Annotated in this window: 18 protein-coding genes and 1 pseudogene; 15 read left to right on the forward strand and 4 right to left on the reverse strand. The window is 67.4% G+C overall.

The annotated features are described in order from the left end of the window. Positions 1-111 precede the first annotated feature (111 nt). The 8 genes from JOE46_RS02020 to JOE46_RS02055 all read left to right on the forward strand — a co-directional run bounded on the left by JOE46_RS02020 (position 112) and on the right by JOE46_RS02055 (position 6,000). Positions 112-432, forward strand: a complete 321-nt coding sequence (locus tag JOE46_RS02020; RefSeq protein WP_143548425.1) for a hypothetical protein — start codon at positions 112-114, stop codon at positions 430-432. Next, complete coding sequence (locus tag JOE46_RS02025; RefSeq protein WP_209926078.1) at positions 429-1,781, forward strand: hypothetical protein; 1,353 nt, start codon at positions 429-431, stop codon at positions 1,779-1,781. The genes JOE46_RS02020 and JOE46_RS02025 overlap by 4 nt, the downstream gene beginning before the upstream one ends. 12 nt (positions 1,782-1,793) lie before the next feature. After that, entirely contained in the window at positions 1,794-3,152 is a 1,359-nt protein-coding gene (locus JOE46_RS02030) for a hypothetical protein (protein ID WP_108168810.1), read from the forward strand. Between the two features lie 139 nt (positions 3,153-3,291). Then, the gene (locus JOE46_RS02035) at positions 3,292-3,684 is read left to right on the forward strand and encodes a hypothetical protein (RefSeq protein WP_097211144.1); all 393 of its coding nucleotides are present in this window, start codon (positions 3,292-3,294) and stop codon (positions 3,682-3,684) included. After that, positions 3,681-4,016 carry a hypothetical protein gene (locus tag JOE46_RS02040; protein WP_097211145.1) on the forward strand — a complete coding sequence of 112 codons (336 nt, stop codon included), beginning with the start codon at positions 3,681-3,683 and terminating at the stop codon, positions 4,014-4,016. Before JOE46_RS02035 ends, JOE46_RS02040 begins: the two co-directional genes overlap by 4 nt. Before the next feature lie 63 nt (positions 4,017-4,079). Continuing rightward, positions 4,080-4,430, forward strand: a complete 351-nt coding sequence (locus JOE46_RS02045) for a hypothetical protein (protein ID WP_097211146.1) — start codon at positions 4,080-4,082, stop codon at positions 4,428-4,430. 26 nt (positions 4,431-4,456) lie between these two features. Beyond that, positions 4,457-4,900, forward strand: a complete 444-nt coding sequence (locus JOE46_RS02050; RefSeq protein WP_097211147.1) for a hypothetical protein — start codon at positions 4,457-4,459, stop codon at positions 4,898-4,900. A gap of 278 nt (positions 4,901-5,178) precedes the next feature. Beyond that, positions 5,179-6,000 carry a hypothetical protein gene (locus JOE46_RS02055; protein WP_209926079.1) on the forward strand — a complete coding sequence of 274 codons (822 nt, stop codon included), beginning with the start codon at positions 5,179-5,181 and terminating at the stop codon, positions 5,998-6,000. Here JOE46_RS02055 and JOE46_RS27060 read toward each other — a convergent pair. Both JOE46_RS27060 and JOE46_RS02060 read right to left on the reverse strand, forming a co-directional pair. Then, a pseudogene (locus JOE46_RS27060) lies at positions 5,945-6,420 on the reverse strand (IS21 family transposase); the annotation flags it as partial. The gene JOE46_RS02055 and the pseudogene JOE46_RS27060 sit on opposite strands and share 56 nt — an antisense overlap. A 58-nt stretch (positions 6,421-6,478) precedes the next feature. Then, a complete protein-coding gene (locus JOE46_RS02060; RefSeq protein ID WP_097211148.1) occupies positions 6,479-7,105 on the reverse strand; it encodes a TetR/AcrR family transcriptional regulator in 627 nt (208 codons plus the stop codon). A gap of 146 nt (positions 7,106-7,251) precedes the next feature. Between JOE46_RS02060 and JOE46_RS02065 the strand changes: the two genes are divergently transcribed. Continuing rightward, a complete protein-coding gene (locus tag JOE46_RS02065; RefSeq protein WP_097211323.1) occupies positions 7,252-8,685 on the forward strand; it encodes a DHA2 family efflux MFS transporter permease subunit in 1,434 nt (477 codons plus the stop codon). 11 nt (positions 8,686-8,696) lie between these two features. Here JOE46_RS02065 and JOE46_RS02070 read toward each other — a convergent pair whose 3' ends face one another. Both JOE46_RS02070 and JOE46_RS02075 read right to left on the reverse strand, forming a co-directional pair. Then, a complete protein-coding gene (locus tag JOE46_RS02070; protein ID WP_097211149.1) occupies positions 8,697-9,155 on the reverse strand; it encodes a ferritin-like domain-containing protein in 459 nt (152 codons plus the stop codon). Then, positions 9,152-9,667, reverse strand: coding sequence for a hypothetical protein (locus JOE46_RS02075; RefSeq protein WP_097211150.1), 516 nt, complete (start codon positions 9,665-9,667; stop codon positions 9,152-9,154). Before JOE46_RS02075 ends, JOE46_RS02070 begins: the two co-directional genes overlap by 4 nt. 164 nt (positions 9,668-9,831) lie before the next feature. Here JOE46_RS02075 and rimP point away from each other — a divergent pair, with 164 nt between their 5' ends. The 6 genes from rimP to rbfA all read left to right on the forward strand — a co-directional run bounded on the left by rimP (position 9,832) and on the right by rbfA (position 15,705). After that, complete coding sequence (gene rimP / locus JOE46_RS02080) at positions 9,832-10,401, forward strand: ribosome maturation factor RimP (protein WP_097211151.1); 570 nt, start codon at positions 9,832-9,834, stop codon at positions 10,399-10,401. Between the two features lie 4 nt (positions 10,402-10,405). Further along, on the forward strand, positions 10,406-11,437 hold the full coding sequence (nusA, locus tag JOE46_RS02085; protein WP_097211152.1) for a transcription termination factor NusA: 1,032 nt from the start codon (positions 10,406-10,408) through the stop codon (positions 11,435-11,437). A 44-nt stretch (positions 11,438-11,481) separates the two neighbouring features. After that, a complete protein-coding gene (locus JOE46_RS02090; protein WP_097211153.1) occupies positions 11,482-11,856 on the forward strand; it encodes a YlxR family protein in 375 nt (124 codons plus the stop codon). Positions 11,857-11,925: 69 nt separating this feature from the next. Continuing rightward, positions 11,926-14,787 carry a translation initiation factor IF-2 gene (gene infB / locus JOE46_RS02095; protein ID WP_077041327.1) on the forward strand — a complete coding sequence of 954 codons (2,862 nt, stop codon included), beginning with the start codon at positions 11,926-11,928 and terminating at the stop codon, positions 14,785-14,787. 77 nt (positions 14,788-14,864) lie between these two features. After that, entirely contained in the window at positions 14,865-15,155 is a 291-nt protein-coding gene (locus tag JOE46_RS02100) for a DUF503 domain-containing protein (protein WP_097211154.1), read from the forward strand. Between the two features lie 76 nt (positions 15,156-15,231). Continuing rightward, positions 15,232-15,705 carry a 30S ribosome-binding factor RbfA gene (gene rbfA / locus JOE46_RS02105; RefSeq protein WP_077041329.1) on the forward strand — a complete coding sequence of 158 codons (474 nt, stop codon included), beginning with the start codon at positions 15,232-15,234 and terminating at the stop codon, positions 15,703-15,705. Positions 15,706-15,712: the final 7 nt, after the last annotated feature.

Genomic DNA, 15,712 nt, shown 5'->3' on the forward strand with positions numbered 1-15,712 from the left:
CTGCACAAGGTCAGCTGGGACTCGGCTCGGGCATCGATCCTGTCCAGATCAGGCCCGCCTCCAATTCACTTCTCGCGCCTTCCGGCGCAATTGTCTCCCTAGGAGTTGCTCATGGCTCAGAACGTTGGAGCTTTCGTCGCTCGCAACGCGAAAGCGGTGGTGTCGCTGATCGGCGGCATCATCAGCGTGCTCACCGTTTCGGTGGCATTGCTTCAGTACGCGCCGGCTTCCGCGGTCGGCGCGAGCGTTGCAGTGCTCACCGCACTCGAAGTGCTGCGCACCGTCAACGTGTGGATCGTCAAGAACGAGCCGGTGCTGGAAGCCGCTGCGGACGCTGCGGCCGAGCTGGTGGAATCGTTCACCGACATGGTCGGAGTCTCGGACTCCGACCATGTGGTGGCGGGACATACTTCCACGGGCGGTGCCCGATGACCAGCCCGGACCGGGCCGTACCGTCGGGCGCGTTAACCGGCGGCTCGATTCGCAACCTGCAGAAGGTCACCTGGGACTCGGCCCGGTCGCAGATCCTGTCCAGCGTCACAGCGTCGTTCGCCGGTGTGGGGGCGATCGGCTCGAATCTGAACTCGGCGACCAAGCTGGCGTTGAACGCTGCCACCGACGCGCAGTCCGGCGCCACCCAGGCGCAGGCGTCGGCTGTGGCCGTGCAAAAGACCACGACCGATAACGCCGCGTCCCTGGAGGGGCTGGTTGCCACTCAGTACGGCCAAGCCACGGGCGGTACAGCGTTCTCCGACGCATTCAACCGCAGTCAGTTGGGTCCGGACTACACCACATTCAAGACCGGCCCGGTGGCGGATCTGGTGGTCATCGACGGCCAGGTGCAACTCAATCGCTCCGGTGACAAGAACACCGGCGATGTTGTCGCCCTGTCCAAAACCGTGACGGGCACCGATGATCAGCGCGTGTCCGTGGTGGTCGGCCGGATTCAGGAGCACCACAGCGCCGCTGCCCGGATCATCGTCCGCTCCGCGACGGACCTGTCGACTTTCGTGTACGCGCATGTCTATCGAGACAGCGTTCATCTCGGCTGGGGCACGCGCAGTGGCAACACCACCGTGTACAACTTTTGGAAGTCGGGGGACACCGCGGTAGGTACCGGTGATACTGTCACCGTCGAAGCCGTGGGTCGCACCTACAAGGTCCTGGTGAACGGCGTTCTCGTCGCCGGTCACACGGATGGGGATACCGCCGACCCCCCCAAATCTCCGATCGGGGCGAACAACCGGTCCTTCGGCTTCGGCTGCCAGTACCGCTGGACCGGGCTGTTCGGATACTTCTCGTTCGCGATCAACGCGCTCACCGCGGCCGATCTCTCCTCGCCGCCGATCGTCGGCACCGGATGGTCGCTGTACCGCCTCAACCCCGAGAAGGCCACCCAGCCGGCCGGTGAAGCACGCTTGGCGGCAAACACTTTCGATACCCTCGGCCCCGCCAGAAACATCGCTGTACCCGATCTCGGACGCGGCCAGGTGCAGATCGAGAAATCGGGTTGGTACGCGATCACGACCGCATATGCCCTGTTTTCGTATACCGAAAGAGCGCGGGTCGGACTGTGGACCGCGCCGGCGCCCGGCGGAACCTGGTCGTTGGCGCGGGTCGGCGCTAGCACGTCCGAAAACGAAAGGTCCTACAGCTTCGGCAGCTCATTCACCGTCTTTCTGCAGCAGGGATCGGTGGTGGCGCCGGGCTACTACCTCAGTGGTGACAACGGGTTCGTCGGCACGGCAACCTATTTCGATGGCGCAATGCTGAGCTACTGATGGAGCATGACTGTGACCTCACCTGACAAATCGGTCCCCAGCGGCGCGTACGTGGGCGACGCGGCAGCCTCGAACAACATCGGCAACCTCCAGAAGCTGACCTGGGAGGGTGCCCGAGCGTCGATTGTTTCCGGTGTCATCGGCTCGTTCGCGGGCGTGACCGCCATCGGCGGCAACTGGAAGGCGATCACCGACAAATCCCAATCCGCCACCACAACAGCGCAAACGCGGTCCTCCGATGCCAACTCCACAGTCGCCAGTGCGCAGGCGGTTGCCGATGGCACCAAAGCCACTATCGAGGCCCTGACACCGCCTCCGCCTGGCGAACAGCCCACTGGCACCACGTTTTCTGATGACTTCGAGCGCACGGAGCTCGGATCCGGCTACACCACCTATAAATTCGGTCAAGTCGCAGACCTGACCATTGTCGGCGGTCAGGTTCAACTGAACCAGCAAGGCGACAAGGGCACCGGCAACGTCGTCGCACTGTCGAAGACGGTGCTGCGAACCGACGATCAATCGGTCTCGGCGGTCATGGGCCGTGCGAATCAAGCCGGCACAGCGACCACCACGCTCTACATTCGTGCCGCGCCCGACTTGGCCACCTTCGTCTACCTCTTCATACAGGACGATGAAGTGCTGCTCGGACGAGGCACCCGCACAACCGGGCTGAACTACACGCAATGGGTCGCTGCGAAAGTTCCCGTCCGAACCGGCGATACCGTCACCCTGCACGCTGTCGGAGCGAACTACCAGGTGCTGATCAACGGGGTCCCGGCCGTGGCCTACAACGACAGTGCCAAGAGCTCACCCGTCGGGGTGGGGAACAGGTCTTTCGGATTCGACAGCTGGTACTACTGGTCGGGCCTGTTCGGGTACTTCTCCTTCGCCGTCGCCGCGTTGACGGCTAGTGACCTCGCGTCCCCGCCGGTCACCGGTATCGGCTGGGCGCTGGCCCGCATCAGTTCCACGAACGCGCTCCAGCCAGCGGGGTCCCGTGCCGTCGCGGCAGGTACCTTCGACACCGTTCGGCACAGCTCGGCAGTGACGGTCTCCGCCCTGGGGCCCGGACAAGTTCAGGTGCCGGTCTCAGGCTGGTACCGGATGAGCCTCGGCCTGACCTACGCCAAGGCGCTGACCACCCAGATCGGGGCCGATCTCTGGTGGGCCCGGAGCCCCGGCGCGACCTGGCAGCAGTTGCGCACCGGGCCCAAGACCGTTGACACCGACGACGCCTGGAGCGTCGAGGCCACGTTCGTCGTCTACCTGCCCGCGGGGGCAGTCGTCGCTCCTGGCTACAGCTCCAGTGACAACAACAATCTCGTCGGCTCCAACACCTATTTCGACGGGGCCCTGATCAACCGCGCCTAGCGGTGCCCAACTCAACCCCGATGCCTTCGCAGGGCCGACTCGGTCGAGCCCTCTCCCGTTGGCGACCCTACTAGCCCCTGGAGTCCACAATGGCGCAGAGCCATCACCAGCCGGCCGTGCCCAGGTCCGAAGGGACCTGATGCCTCTTCTCGAAACCACGCTGATCAGCGCCGCCACCTTTCTGGGTGGCTCGGGCGCCACCAGCTTCTACTCCTGGCTTCAGGTCCGGAAAGCACGACCAGCACAAAACATTCGCCACGAAGTGTCCGCCGCCAAACAGGTCAACGACATCGCCTTGGCGACCCTGTCCCGTGTGTCCGAAGAACTGCGGGTCGTCTCCCTGCGGCTCGACGGAGTAGAGGCCGCGCAAGCGGCGTCCATGCAGGAATTGGACCGTGTCACCGGCCTCTTCCGCGAGGCGCTCGCCGTTCTGCGCGGCGTGATCGAAGCGGCCCAGCACGGCCGCATCCCGGAACTGAACCTGTCCAGAGAACTCATGGACGAGGTCGAACATAGCAGAGGAATCACATGACATCACCGATCGATCCCGGATACCTCGGCTACCAGCCGAAGATCGAACCACTCAAACTCACCACCGGCGCCGGCTTCGTGCAGACCATTCAGCCCTCCGATGGGGCCGTATTCCCTTCCGGAACAACGGTCTCCATCGTGCTGACCGCGCCAGGCGGCGCTTCGCTGGGTACCTGGCCCGCCACCGTCAGCCCGACCGCGGCCAGCTGGACCGTACCCGCGGCCACGTCCGATCCGATCCCCACCAACTCGCGCTACACGATGTTGGTCACCTACACGACCACCCCGGCCACCACCTACGCCTGGTACGTCGGCTCCGTCATCCGCAACTGACCTCTTTCGCCGCTCGACAGCGGCGAAGTTCATTGCAAAGAAACAATTCTCAAGGAGAACATCATGGCTATCGCTGTTACGTCGACCAAGAACGCTCTGTGCGCCGCCTACGCCGCTACGGCGACTACTGTGTACGTTTCGGTCCATACCGGCGACCCGGGCCCCACCGGCCTCGCGGAAGCCTCGGGTGGTGCGCCGGCCTATGTCCGTGTGGCCACCACCTGGGGCGCGCCGGCCAACGGCCAGATCACCGGCAGCCAGGTCACAGTGAACCTGCCCGCCGGCACCTACACCCACGCCGGTCTGTGGAGCGCCGCCACCGGAGGCACGTTCATCGACAAGGTCGCGATCGCCCCGACCACGCTGGGCGCCCAGGGCACCCTGCTGATCACCCCGACCTTCGCCGTGAGCTGATTCACCTCTTCGATTTGGAGGCTGCTATGTCAGCACCAGCACAGGCGATCGTGGCCGCACTGCCCACGCAACCGACAGTGCTCACCGCGGTCGCGGCGCCACCGACGATGGTGGTGGCACTGCCGGGGTCGCCGGTCAGCAGGGTCGACGGTGCACAGGTCCCGGTCATCCCGGTATTCGTGTACGCCGCGTTCGGCGGAACCACCACCCCAGCCGTGACCTTCAAGCCCTCGGCCAAGCTCGCCGCCGAGGCGACCGGGCTCGGGTCTTTGACTTTCGCTACGAAACCCGTACCGCAGGTGACTCTTTCGCTCGGCAGTGAAGGATCGGCCACGGCTCGTGTCGCTGTCGGGTCCGGCGGCCAGGTTGTCCTGGACGCGGGCTTCGGCGCCGCGGTGACGGCCCGCACCGCCAACGCGGTCACCACCGCTGCCGGAGACCTTTCGGTCACCGTCGCGATCGCACCGTAACTCGGTGCCTATTCCCGCACTCCGCGCACTCGGGCTACACCACATCTAGTGGTGTAAAGCCATTCCCGATGTCGGGGATCGCGTTCTTCATGTGCCGCGCTCAACCTTTGGTTGAGCGCGGCACATGTCTTTTCTCGACTTGTCACAGACCGGTCGACAAATTCTCTGCGCGCGCACGCCGAATTGCTCGCCGTCGCTACCCATCCGGGTGCCGCGTTGCTTGCAGCATTTCGAGTCCTGTCGCGACGCGCCTGAAATCTTTGAGGAGGCGATGAGCCGTGTCAGATATCTACGGTCTGCCCGACACCTACGGACGCAAGGAGGGCGATACGTGGATTACGACGTTGCCCGACGGGCGAACCGTTGCGAACACCATCCCAATAGGAAACGGCAATCAGACTGTCGATCAGGTCATCACCAATCCTGATGGCAGCACGACCAGTTCGCGTGCAGTCGACAACGGAGCGGGCGGGTGGCAGCGGTGGAACGACGACTCCACCGGCACCTCCTCCTACGCCGGCAAGGACGGGCAGGGCACCGAGGTCTACGGCCAGCACTTCAATCCCGGGACATCGACTACGGGCAACGCCAGCCACGAGTTCGGGATGTCCACCGACTACAAACAGACCTATACCGCTTCCTACGACGAAGACGGGAACCGGGTGGGCACCGATGTGGGTGTCGCGAACAAGGGCGGTCTGTACGACAACGTTCATGTCGACAACTACGGCAACAAGACATTCTCAGAGACCACCCGAGACGAGAGTGGGGGGCTCGTCAGTACATTCACCGGTCAGGTCGATAGCGAAGGCAACGGCTGGCGGGACATCTCGGGTAAGGATGGCCCGCAGCGATGGCAGGTGTCTTCGGACAGCCAAGGCAAGACGGTCCTGACGCGAACCGAAGAGACCGACTCGGGCGTACACCACTTCCGGATGGACGAGAACGGCAAGCTCACCGACGAGTTCCGTGGCAATAGTCCGGGTGAGTGGTATCGCGACACCATCATCACTGACGCGGACGGAAAGACCCCCCGTTACCCGCCTCGACGGTGTCGACGTGGACGTAATAGTCACGTGCCAACCGGATTCGCTGATTGAACCCGATGAGCGGATCGACCGGCGGTAACGGAGTCATCGCCGAATAATCGATATCGAGGACATCGACCGGACGGCCGCTGATCGCCCGGACCGTGCGCGTATTCGCGCGAGCGAGCCATTCACCGAGTTGAGTGTTGAAATCGGCCGGCGAACCGAAACTTCGGCCGGGCAGGAACGAGGTCTCCAGGAAACCGTTGCAACGCTCGACCATTCTCTTGAATTCCGGATCCCGGGGAGGGGGGCAACACGATCTTCGTGGCCAGTGTTCCCGCGAAAGCCGCTGGTGGTGCGGGGTCACTCTCCCGATCGAGCCGATCGCCGCTCTGTCGCGATGGCAACATCATCGCGGTCATGAAGCGAATACGCCGCCGTCATCACCAGCACCGGCAGCACCCGCGTCTGGCCGTGCCCGCCCGGGATCCGTGCTCCTATCGGCGGTGTGCTTGGCTCAAGCGCCTCGCCGATTGGGAGACACTCTCTAGCCCCGACCGGCCGCGGCGGCGTTCAGGATGGCCGCCGAACCCGAGATCGCTGCGTCAAGGGTCTGGCCGAAGGCGCACTCGGAGAGCTCGGCGAGCGCTGGGTCCTCGTCGAAATGCTCGGGCGCCTGCATGGCGAGCAGGACGTTGAGCAGCATCCCCTTCGCGATGAACTCCCGCGCCTCCTCCGGGGTGCACCCGGTGCGGGTACGGATCTGGGTGTAGATCTCCGACATCGCGGCCCGCGCCTGCGCGCCTATCTCGGGGGTTCCGCCCGCGGAGAAGCCGTGCATCATCACCAGCAGCAGGTCGCCGTCGGAGACGAGCTCGCCGTATGAGGCGCCGAGTCGGGACCAGAAGTCCTCGCTCTGGGGATCGATGCCGCCGCCCGGTTCGGCCGCGATCCGGTCCAGTTCCTGGTCGAAGGCCGCCACGATGCGCTGCAGAGCCCGGGCGAAGACCTCGCGGAAGAGTTCCGCCTTGGAGCCGAACATCCGCACCACGTAGGGCTGTGAGACGCCCGCCTCCTTGGCGACGGCGTCCGTGCTGGTGCCCGCGTAGCCGCCGCGCGCGAACGCCCGGGAGGCCGCGGCCAGCACGAGCTCGCGACGCTCCGGCGCGCTCATCCGGGTCGCGGGACGGGGGGACTTCGTCGACTCAGCGGAGCCGCCTTGCACTGCCATGTTGACAGGTTATCACTCGATGCCTTAGCGTTTTCATTTAAGTAATCATTCGATGCTTACAAGTCAGATCTTCGCTTCGAGGAGTGGTGATGACCGCAACAACCGATGAGCTCGATGTCCTGATCGAGAGCCCGTCTCGAACGCAGGCCGGGCGCCGGGTGCCGATCTGGCTGGCGATGCTCGCGGCCTCGCTGCCGATGTTCATGGCGACCCTGGACAACCTGGTGATGACCAGCGCGCTGCCCGTGATCCAGGCGGATCTCGGCGCCTCGGTCGGGCAGTTGCAGTGGTTCATGAACGCGTACACGTTGTGCTTCGCGACGCTGATGCTCTCGGCGGCGACGCTCGGGGACCGCTGGGGCAGGCGGCGCATGTTCCTGTTCGGCATCGGGCTGTTCACGGTCGCCTCGATCGCCTCCGCGCTGTCCACGACGCCGGAGCTGCTGATCGCCTCGCGCGCACTGCAGGGAGCGGGCGCGGCCGCGATCATGCCGCTGTCGCTGACCCTGCTCGCGGGTGCGGTGCCCGCCGCCAAGCGGGCGCTCGCCATCGGTGTCTGGGGCGGGGTGTCCGGTCTCGGCGTCGCGCTCGGCCCGGTGGTCGGCGGGGCCGTGGTCGACGGCGTCTCCTGGCAGGCGATCTTCTGGCTCAACGTCCCGGTCGCGCTGATCGCGGTGCCGCTCGCGCTCTACGCGCTCAGCGAATCCCGCGGCAGGCGTGAGCGACTCGACGTGCTCGGCGTGGTGCTGGCAGGCGCGGGCGTCTTCCTGGGTGTCTGGGGAATCGTGCACGGCAACGACGACGGTTGGACCTCCGCGAGCGTGCTGGGCGCGCTGGCCGGCTCGGTGGTCACGCTCGCCGCGTTCGTGTTCCGCGAGGCGCGGACGTCGAACCCGGTGATGCCGCTGCGGCTGTTCCGTTCGCGCAGCTTCTCGATGGCCAACATCATCGGTCTCGCGTTCACGCTGGGCATGTTCGGGGCGGTGTTCCTGCTGGCCCAGTACCTCCAGATCGTGATGGGGTACAGCCCCTTCGAGGCCGGCCTGCGAACCCTGCCGTGGACGGCCGCGCCGATGGTGGTGGCACCCATCGCGGGCATCCTGGCGCCGCGGGTGGGCCTGCGGCCGCTGCTGATCCTCGGTCTCGCCCTGCAGGCGGCATCACTGGTGTGGATGTCCCAGCTGCTCGAGCCGGGCGCCGCCTACGGCGAGATGGTGCCCGCGTTCGTGATGGCAGGCGTCGGCATGGGACTGACCTTCGCCCCGAGCGCGACCGCGGTGCTCGCGGACATGGCGGAGGTGGACCACGCGACCGCCAGCTCCGCGAACTCCACCATCCGGGAGATCGGTGTTGCGCTCGGCATCGCGATCCTCACGGCGGTGTTCCTCGGCAACGGCGGCAGCCTCACCCCGGCCGGCTACGCGGAGGGACTGCAGCCGGCGCTGCTCGTCGGCGCGGGCGCCGTCGGGGTCGCGATCGTCGCGGCACTGTTCATGCCGAGCAGGCAGGCGCAGCAGGTCTAGCCGGAGGACGGTCAGGGCTGGCCTGGGAACGGCACCGTCGGAGGTGCCGTTCCCAGGATCGCGCGCCAATTCGCCGCGCGCAGAGCCGTTTCCGTCAGTGCGTCGACCGCCGCCTGGCGGGTGTGCTCGGACTCGGCCCGCTCGATCACCGACCGCCACGCGACCGCGGTATCGGCCTCGACCGCCGCCGCCAGCTGGATCGCGGAGATCGGATCGACGACGGGGAAGGGCATGGTGTAGCCCGACTCGGCCGCGGGCGCACGGACCCCGGCTGCGGTGAGCGCATCGATGGTGGCGTCGCGCCTGGCCCGGTGGGCCGCTGCATCGGTCGTGATGTCGCCGATCCGCGCGGGGTTCGAGAACGCGGCGATCAGGCCGTAGGCGTAGACGGCGGCGTGCTCGGCGCGCAGTGCATCGGACAGGGCCTGCTGCTCCGGTCCGAGTGACGAGGTGGGGCTGGGGGAGGTCACAGCAGCAACACCGCCTGCTCTGCCGCGACGGCGGCGCTGATCGAACCGAGTAGGCCGGCCCGGTATCCGGACAGGCGACGGGCCAGGCCCGCGGCGTCGCGCTGGGAGGTGGCCAGCTGTGTGCGCAACTCGTCGATGGTCGGTGGGGGCGGTGCCGGCTCGGTGGGGGAGCCGGTCGGGCTGGGTGAGGGCATCGCGGTCGGATCGACCCCGGCCGCGCGCGCGACCTCGGCCGAGAGTGCGTCGGCGTGGGCACCCCGCTCGCTCGCGATGACACTCAGCGCCCCGGCACGCTCGGGCGCGAGGGCGGTCGCGGCGGTCGCGGTGGCCGCGTCCCGGCGCGCCGTTTCCGCCGCGGAGATGAGGGGATCGGGCTCGGAGGAGTCCCGGTCGGAGGAGTTGGACGTGCACCCGGCGGACAGCGCGAGCGCGGTCAGTCCGACCGACGCGGCGCCCGCGATCCGGAAGGCCGAACGCCGGGAGATCGGTGACGGGGTGACGGCTACAGGCACCCGACCATCTTGGCAGGTGCCCCGTCGATCGCGGCGACCGAGGCTGGTCACGGAGCGGTCGAATGCGCGATATCCTTGATCATCGCGCCGGAAACCATTTTCGGGCGCGCACGACTTGTGCACACGAGACCTGCCGACCACAACTGAACGAGGGAGCTCCACTGATGCCGGTTCCGCCGAAGGAGAGGGTGATCGAGCTTCTCTCCGATCTGGTTCATCGCCAGGGATACGACCTGGAGGATGTGGCGGTCACCCTCGCGGGCAAGCACAGTGTGGTCCGGGTGATGATCGACAGCGACACCGGCCTCGACCTCGACGACGTCGCGGAGCTCAGCCGGACGATCTCCGAGATCTTCGACGCGACACCCGAATTCGGGGAGGCGCCCTACACGCTCGAGGTCACCTCTCCCGGGATCGACCGTCCGTTGACGGAGGACCGGCACTGGCGCAGGGCGCGGGGCCGCAAGGTCAAGATCGACCTCGCCGACGAGAGCGTGACCGGTCGCATCGGTGTGCTCGGTGACGGCGTGATCGCGATCGTGCTGCCCGGCAAGGGTGGTCCGTCGGTGCGCGAGATCGCGCTCGCGGACATCGACAAGGCGGTCGTGCAGGTGGAGTTCTCGCCCCCGAACGAGCGCGAGCTCGAACTGGCCGGTGGCGTGGCCGAGGGTCGGGTGGCCTCGGCGCAGATCGATGAGACAGATTTTCAGGTTGATGAAGAGGTAGAGGGGTAGACAAGTGAATATCGACATTGCCGCGCTGCGCGCGATCGAGGTGGAGAAGGGAATCTCCGCAGGCACCATCATCGCGGCGATCCAGACCGCGCTGCTGACCGCGTACCGGCATACCGAGGGCCACCATGCGCACGCACGGATCGACGTGGACACCAAGACCGGTGTCGTCCGGGTCATGACCCATGACGTCGACGCCGACGGGAACATGATCGGCGAAGAGATCGACGACACCCCCGAGGGCTTCGGGCGGATCGCCGCGACCACCGCTCGCCAGGTGATCCTGCAGCGTCTGCGCGACGCCGAGCACGAGCGCAGCTTCGGTGAATTCTCCACGCACGAAGGCGAAATCGTCGGCGGCGTCATCCAGCGCGACACCAGGGCCAACGCCCGAGGCATGGTCGTCGTGCACATCGGCAGCGAGGCCAGCGGCGCCGAGGGCATCATCCCGGCCGCCGAGCAGGTGCCGGGGGAGACCTACGAGCACGGCGAGCGGATCAAGTGCTACGTGGTCGGCGTGACCCGCGGCCAGCGTGGTCCGCAGATCACCCTGTCCCGGACGCACCCGAACCTCGTCCGCAAGCTGTTCGCGCTCGAGGTCCCGGAGATCGCGGACGGCTCGGTCGAGATCATCGCCGTTGCCCGCGAGGCCGGTCACCGGTCGAAGATCGCGGTGCAGTCGCGCGTCCAGGGTCTCAATGCCAAGGGTGCGTGCATCGGTCCGATGGGTCAGCGGGTGCGCAATGTGATGAGCGAACTCGCGGGCGAGAAGATCGACATCATCGACTACGACCCGGATCCGGCCCGGTTCGTCGGAAACGCACTCTCGCCGTCGAAAGTGGTGTCGGTCACAGTCATGGACGCGGATGCGCGTGCAGCCCGGGTGGTCGTCCCTGATTTCCAGTTGTCCCTCGCCATCGGCAAGGAAGGGCAAAATGCCCGCCTGGCAGCGCGGTTGACCGGGTGGCGAATCGACATCCGCAGTGACGCCGAACCCTCCCAGGATCGGCCTGCCGGACCCGCTTCCTCGCGTGTCTAGGGGCGGCATGCGGGAAACTGGCCCGAACAGCGGTAGAGTGGTCAATGGCTCAGCGTGAGCTTTCGGTACAGGCGCGTGCGAAACCCGGGAAACCGGTCCGCACATGCATCGGATGCCGTAAACAAGCGTTGGCCGCTGATCTGCTGAGGATCGTTGCGCGAGAGGTGCAGCCAGAAGGCTGGACGCTGGTGCCCGACCCGCGACGCAGACTCCCGGGGCGAGGTGCCTGGTTGCACCCCGACCCGCAGTGTCTGAGTCAGGCCGAGAAGCGCCGAGCATTCGGCAGAGCACTGCGAGTGTCCGGAAGCCTGGACACGGCGGCCCTCGATCACATGATCGAATCGCTCCCACAACAGAGCAGTACCTCTCGAGAAGTCAGGCAAACACATCATGAGCACACCGTGAAGCACCAGCGATGATCGTCCATCGGAGATAACCCGAGGTCGTGCGGGCACCCAGCCGCGCTCGACCTCTCAGTGAGGAGAGCAGTGGCAGGCAAGGCCCGCGTGCACGAGTTGGCAAAAGAACTCGGTGTCACAAGCAAGGAACTACTCGCGAGGCTCAAGGAGCAAGGCGAGTTCGTGAAGTCGGCGTCCTCCACCGTGGAGGCCCCGGTTGCACGGCGCATCAGGGAGTCATTCCCCGGCGCACAGTCGGCAGATGCCGAGGCAGCAAAGCCGAAGACCCCGTCGCCCAGCGCGGCGAAGCCCGGTGCCCCGCGCCCCGGCCCGAAGCCGGCTGCACCCGCACCGGCAGCTCCGGCTCAGCCGGTCGCCCCCGCGGCCCCGGCAGCGCCGACCCCGGCCCCCGTCGCCCAGCAGCCGGCACCGCGTCCGGCCGCGCCCGCGGCGCCGGTCCCGGCTGCCCCGCCGGTCCCCGCACCCGCGGCACCGGCAGCGCCTGCGGCACCCGCCGCGAGCGCGGCTCCGGCCGCTCCTGCGGCCCCCGCAGGTCCGAAGCCCGGCCCGAAGCCGCCGCGCGTCGGTAACAACCCGTACTCCTCGGCCCCGGCCGAGCGTCCCGCGCCGCGTCCGGCCCCGGGTGCACCCCGTCCGGGTGCCCCGCGTCCGGCTCCCGGCCAGGGCGGTCCCCGTCCCGCGCCCGGCGCACCGCGTCCGGCCGCAGGTCAGGGCGGTCCCCGTCCGGCTCCCGGCCAGGGTGGCCCGCGTCCGAGCCCCGGCTCGATGCCTCCTCGCCCGAACCCGGGTGCCATGCCGTCTCGTTCGGCACGTCCCGCTCCCGGTGCCGGTAGGCCCGGCGGCGGCGGTCGTCCCGGCGGTCCGGGCGGGCGTCCGCCCGGTGGCGGCGGATACCGCGGTGGCGGAGCTCCCGGCGCAGGTGCAGGCACGGGCGCTCCCGCCGGTGGCGCTCCCGCCGGTGGTTTCCGCGGTCGTCCCGGTGGCGGCGGTGGCCGTCCCGGCCAGCGTGGTGCCGCGGCAGGCGCGTTCGGTCGCCCCGGTGGCGCCGTTCGTCGTGGCCGTAAGTCGAAGCGGGCGAAGCGCGCCGAGTACGAGAGCATGCAGGCTCCCGCAGTCGGTGGCGTCAGGCTGCCTCGCGGCAACGGCGAGACCATCCGTCTCGCCCGCGGCGCGTCGCTGTCCGACTTCGCCGACAAGATCGACGCGAACCCCGCAGCACTCGTGCAGGCGCTGTTCAACCTCGGCGAGATGGTCACGGCCACCCAGTCGGTGAACGACGAGACCCTCGAGCTGCTCGGCGGCGAGATGAACTACGTCGTCCAGGTCGTCAGCCCGGAGGACGAGGACCGCGAGCTGCTCGACTCGTTCGACCTGACCTACGGCGAGGATGCCGGTGGCGAGGAGGACCTCGAGTCCCGTCCGCCGGTGGTCACCGTCATGGGCCACGTTGATCACGGTAAGACCCGACTGCTCGACACGATCCGTAAGGCCAACGTCCGTGAGGGCGAGGCCGGCGGCATCACCCAGCACATCGGCGCCTACCAGGTGCTGACCGAGCTGGACGGCAACGAGCGCCTGGTCACCTTCATCGACACCCCCGGTCACGAGGCCTTCACGGCCATGCGTGCCCGTGGTGCGAAGGCCACCGACATCGCGATCCTCGTGGTCGCGGCCGACGACGGCGTCATGCCGCAGACGGTGGAGGCGATCAACCACGCCCAGGCGGCCGACGTGCCGATCGTGGTCGCGGTGAACAAGATCGACAAGGAGGGGGCGAACCCCGACAAGATCCGCCAGCAGCTCACCGAGTACGGCCTCGTCACCGAGGAGTACGGCGGAGACACCATGTTCGTCAACATCTCGGCCAAGCAGGGCACCAACATCGATGCCCTCCTGGAAGCGGTGCTGCTGACCGCGGATGCCTCCCTGGATCTGCGCGCCAACCCGGACATGGACGCCCAGGGTGTCGCCATCGAGGCGCACCTCGACCGTGGCCGCGGCCCCGTCGCTACCGTGCTCATCCAGCGCGGAACGCTGCGGGTCGGCGACTCGATCGTGGCGGGCGACGCCTACGGACGCGTTCGCCGGATGGTCGACGAGCACGGCAACGACGTGCTCGAGGCGCTGCCCTCGCGTCCCGTCCAGGTGGTCGGCTTCACGTCGGTCCCCGGTGCAGGCGACAACCTGCTCGTGGTCGACGAGGACCGCATCGCCCGGCAGATCGCGGATCGTCGCAATGCGCGTAAGCGCAACGCGCTGGCCGCACGCAGCCGCAAGCGGATCAGCCTCGACGATCTCGATGCAGCGCTCAAGGAGACCAGTCAGCTCAACCTCATCCTCAAGGGTGACAACTCGGGCACCGTGGAGGCGCTCGAGGAGGCCCTGCTCGGCATCCAGATCGACGACGAGGTGCAGTTGCGCGTCATCGACCGCGGTGTCGGTGGCGTGACCGAGACGAACGTGAACCTGGCCTCGGCCTCGAACGCGATCATCATCGGCTTCAACGTCCGGGCCGAGGGCAAGGCAACGGAGCTGGCGAACCGCGAGGGCGTCGACATCCGGTACTACTCGGTGATCTACCAGGCGATCGACGAGATCGAGAAGGCCCTCAAGGGCATGCTCAAGCCGATCTACGAAGAGGTCGAGCTGGGCAAGGCGGAGATCCGTGCGATGTTCCGCTCCTCGAAGGTCGGCAACATCGCCGGCTGCCTGGTCACCTCCGGGTCGATCAAGCGCAACGCCAAGGCACGCCTCCTCCGCGACAGCGTCGTGGTTGCGGAGACGGTCACCATCTCCTCGCTCAAGCGGGAGAAGGAGGACGTCACGGAGGTCCGCGAGGGCTACGAGTGCGGCCTGACCGTCACCTACAACGACATCAAGGTCGGTGACGTGATCGAGGCGTACGAGCTTCGCGAGAAGCCGCGCGACTGAGCAGTGTGACACCTTGTGCGCGCCCCGTCGACCGCTGGTCGACGGGGCGCGCACTGGGCAGACCGGCGGGAGGCTCGTTGTATCTCGGTGCTCTTGAGCTGGACATCCTGCTGGGCGACGTGCGTTCGCTCAAGGAGAAGCGGTCTGTGGTCAAGCCCGTGATCGCTGCCCTTGCCCGATACGGGGTGTCCGTCGCCGAGACCGGCGAGCACGACCGTTACCGGCGTTCACTGCTCGGTGTCGCGGTCGCGAGTGCCGACGTCGGCCATCTCACCGAGGTGCTCGACACCTGCGAGCGTCATGTGGCGGGCCGACCCGAGTTGCAGTTGCTCGCGGTACGGCGAAGGATCTTCGGACCCGAGGATTGACTCGGTGTCCGCATGGAATTGAATGGCTTCAACGACGGCACTGCCGTCGGATGATTTCGAGAAGGGACATCCCGTCATGGCAGATCCGGCGAGAGCGCGCAAGCTGGCGAAGCGCATCGCGACGATCGTCGCGTCGGCGATCGGGGGCGAGATCAAGGATCCGCGCCTCGACTTCGTCACCATCACCGACGCCAAGGTCACCGCGGACCTGCACGACGCGACCGTCTACTACACGGTTCGTGGTGTCGACCTCGAGACCGAACCCGACTACGAGGGTGCCGCGGCCGGCCTCGCGAAGGCCACCGGATCGCTGCGCTCCAAGGTGGGCGCGGGTACCGGCGTCCGGTTCACCCCGACGCTGACCTTCGTCGCCGACACCGTGCCCGACACGGCCCGGCACATGGAGGAGCTCCTCGCCAAGGCCCGCGCGGCCGACGACGAGGTGGCGCGCGCCAGGGCGAACGCAACGCATGCTGGCGAGGCCGATCCGTACAAGGAGCCGCGTTCGGTGGACGACGAGGACGACGACCGGGCCGGCGAGGACGACTAGGGCCCGG

This window comes from Rhodococcus sp. PvR099 (assembly GCF_017833315.1).
Taxonomy (GTDB): Bacteria; Actinomycetota; Actinomycetes; order Mycobacteriales; family Mycobacteriaceae; genus Rhodococcus_G; species Rhodococcus_G oryzae.

Bases quoted from the DNA above. Each gene is read 5' to 3' on its own strand.
- JOE46_RS02040 (WP_097211145.1), top strand. From the start codon at position 3,681: ATGACATCACCGATCGATCCCGGATACCTCGGCTACCAGCCGAAGATC.
- JOE46_RS02065 (WP_097211323.1), top strand. From the start codon at position 7,252: ATGACCGCAACAACCGATGAGCTCGATGTCCTGATCGAGAGCCCGTCT.
- JOE46_RS02025 (WP_209926078.1), top strand. From the start codon at position 429: ATGACCAGCCCGGACCGGGCCGTACCGTCGGGCGCGTTAACCGGCGGC.
- JOE46_RS02060 (WP_097211148.1), bottom strand. From the start codon at position 7,105: ATGAGCGCGCCGGAGCGTCGCGAGCTCGTGCTGGCCGCGGCCTCCCGG.
- JOE46_RS02090 (WP_097211153.1), top strand. From the start codon at position 11,482: ATGGCTCAGCGTGAGCTTTCGGTACAGGCGCGTGCGAAACCCGGGAAA.
- JOE46_RS02050 (WP_097211147.1), top strand. From the start codon at position 4,457: ATGTCAGCACCAGCACAGGCGATCGTGGCCGCACTGCCCACGCAACCG.
- JOE46_RS02045 (WP_097211146.1), top strand. From the start codon at position 4,080: ATGGCTATCGCTGTTACGTCGACCAAGAACGCTCTGTGCGCCGCCTAC.
- JOE46_RS02035 (WP_097211144.1), top strand. From the start codon at position 3,292: ATGCCTCTTCTCGAAACCACGCTGATCAGCGCCGCCACCTTTCTGGGT.
- rbfA (WP_077041329.1), top strand. From the start codon at position 15,232: ATGGCAGATCCGGCGAGAGCGCGCAAGCTGGCGAAGCGCATCGCGACG.
- rimP (WP_097211151.1), top strand. From the start codon at position 9,832: ATGCCGGTTCCGCCGAAGGAGAGGGTGATCGAGCTTCTCTCCGATCTG.
- JOE46_RS02020 (WP_143548425.1), top strand. From the start codon at position 112: ATGGCTCAGAACGTTGGAGCTTTCGTCGCTCGCAACGCGAAAGCGGTG.